The organism is Metaprevotella massiliensis, assembly GCF_900241015.1.
Map to the genome: position 1 here is coordinate 1 of NZ_LT965946.1, position 2,692 is coordinate 2,692.

General features: G+C 38.7%; 2 protein-coding genes. Both read left to right on the forward strand.

What is annotated here, in order from left to right; all coding sequences use genetic code 11:
- Window positions 1-1,311 (forward strand): outer membrane beta-barrel family protein (locus C1709_RS00880; protein ID WP_102285058.1); only part of this gene is annotated, 1,311 nt, incomplete at its 5' end.
- A gap of 232 nt (window positions 1,312-1,543) precedes the next feature.
- Window positions 1,544-2,611: an IS4 family transposase gene (locus C1709_RS00885; protein ID WP_219704712.1), complete on the forward strand. Its 1,068-nt coding sequence runs from the start codon at window positions 1,544-1,546 to the stop codon at window positions 2,609-2,611.
- Window positions 2,612-2,692: the final 81 nt, after the last annotated feature.

Below are 2,692 nucleotides of genomic sequence, written 5' to 3' on the forward strand. Positions count from 1 at the left end.
ATGGAAAATTCCATACAAGAAAAAGTACGAATGAAATCAGCTTTTACTTCTTATCATACACCAGATCACGAACTTGATGCTTACTATACAGGAAAGGTAGGAAAACTGTCTGTGGACATTAATGGCTCCTATTTTCGAAGTAAGCAAACAAAGACACAGTCCAATGAAGAATATAGCAGTATTTTAGGACTGCAATTTATAGATGTAAATAATATTGTCAGAAATAAAATGCTGGCAGGAAAAATCATTTTAACATATCCAATATGGATAGGAAAATTGAATTTGGGATCTGAATATTCTGATGCACAGAGTGAAGCCAACAATAACAATGTGCAAAGAATTCTTGAAAATACAAATACAAAGATAAAAGAGAAAAACATAGCAGGATTCTTTGATTATAGTATATCAATAGGAAATGTACATGCTCGTGCTGGATTAAGGTACGAACATGTTGTTTCTGACTATTTTTCTAATGGTATCTGGCAGAATGAGGCTAGTCGCAAATACTCGGATTGGTTCCCAAATGTTTCCCTATCATGGAGTAAAGGAAAATGGCAAGCTCTAATAGGATACAACGCAAAGATAATAAGACCATCTTATCGTAATCTTTCAAGCTGGATGCAATACGATAATCGCTATGAGTATCAAGGTGGCAACCCTCTTCTTCGTTCAGCAAAGATACATTCAATTGATTTGACTGCTAAACGAAATTGGTTAACGTTTACGGCTGGTTATAAATACACGAAGAATCAAGTTGCCTATGTGATGCATCCCTACAAGGGTGATATTTTTTTAAAGACTTATGATAATATAGACCAAATTCAAAATTTATATGTAATGGTATCAGCTTCGCCAAAAATAGGTTTTTACCAACCTATGTATGAAGCGAGTGTTACAAAGCAATTCTTTGACGATAATGAATTCGGTGCTGGACTATCTCTTAATCGACCTCTATATTCTCTTCGAATGTATAACCGTTTTGTTATTCGGAAGGATTTTACCTTCAGTGTTAATATTTCTTATTATTCATCGTATGCTAATAGCCTTAGCGTTTATAAAGAAAGTGGTTCTTTAGACCTGAATATCTATAAGAGTTTCTTTAAAAATAAATTGGTCTGCAATATTTGGGGACGTGATTTACTGAATACCCGAAAGAGGAGATATACAATGTATGGTATTAACAGTATGTTTACAACCAATCAAGATATGGATACTCGTTCTTTTAGTATAGGCATTCAATATAATTTCAACATCACTAAAAATAAATATAAAGGCACTGGTGCTGGCAATGAAGAAAAGGGACGATTATAAATTATTGCTGTCCGCTAAAACTTTTTTTTGAACATAAAATTAGGGCCGGATTCCTCGCTTGGAATTCAGCCCTTTTAGTTAGGGTCTGCTAATTAGGGTCTGCTAATTAGGGTCTGCTAATTTATTTTTATTGCTGTCCGGTAAAACTTTATTAAACAAAATAAATTAGGGTTGGCACTTCTCACGAGGCATCAACCCTTTTGGTTATCTTTGTTTTTGCTAAATAAAAAACATAACCACGAGCAAAGATAGTCATTTTACCGGACAGCCGGTCTATAGTCAAGTATTAAAGTTACTTGACAAGGAGAAAATTCTTAAAATAAGCCATGAAACCAAAGGAAGCGAGGCTTATGTGAAGCGTTTTGACGGTTACCAACATCTCGTCGTAATGTTGTTCGGCATACTCAAACACTTTGATTCTCTGCGCGAACTTGAGACAGGCATGAAGGCGGAGGCTCACAAGCTCGGACACCTCGGAATGAACTGTCTGGTTCGTCGCAGTACGCTTGCAGAAGCCAATATACGCCGTCCTCAGGAGTTCTTTGCAAGTGTCTATGCATATCTGCTGGAGAAGTTTGCGAAGTTTTTAGCGGACAGCCGCCCTGCCAAGAGTTATAAGGGGCAGACGCACGAACCTAAAGACTGGGAGAAGCTGCTTTACATGATGGATTCCACCACAATAACGCTCTTTGACAACATACTCAAAGGGGTTGGGCGGCATCCGAAATCAGGCAAGAAGAAAGGTGGCATGAAAGTGCATACGGTTATGAAATATCATGTCGGCGTGCCGATGGTGGTGCACCTCACATCCGCCGCTAAACACGACCATTACCTGCTAAAAGAGGTGCATCTGCCAAAAGATTCCACTTTGGCAATGGATCGTGGTTATGTCGACATAGCACAACTCCAACGTCTTACAGAAGAAGGCGTTTGCTACGTGACCAAAATGAAGAAAAACCTTAAGTATGAGGTACTTGAGTCCGTTATGTATGTCAACACAGAGGGGCTTGTGGCACATATTGACCAAAAAGTACGTTTTACAAGAGGGGAACTCATCCATGAGGCACGAAGGGTGGAGATATTTTATGCGAGCAAGAAACCAGTTGTGCTATTGACCAACAACTTTGACCTCACGGTTGGGGATATTGCTGAAATTTACCGCTTAAGATGGGCTATCGAATCATTATACAAGCAACTTAAACAGAACTTCCCACTTCATTTCTTCCATGGGGATAGCGTAAACGCCATACAAATATATTACTGTCCGCTAAACATAGAAATCCTCATTCCAACTCATTGAGACACAATAGTTCGGATAACAGCATGTTAGTGACAAGCCCCCTTATTCATTTTCTGTTACCTCCGGTGGCGATTCAGCCGC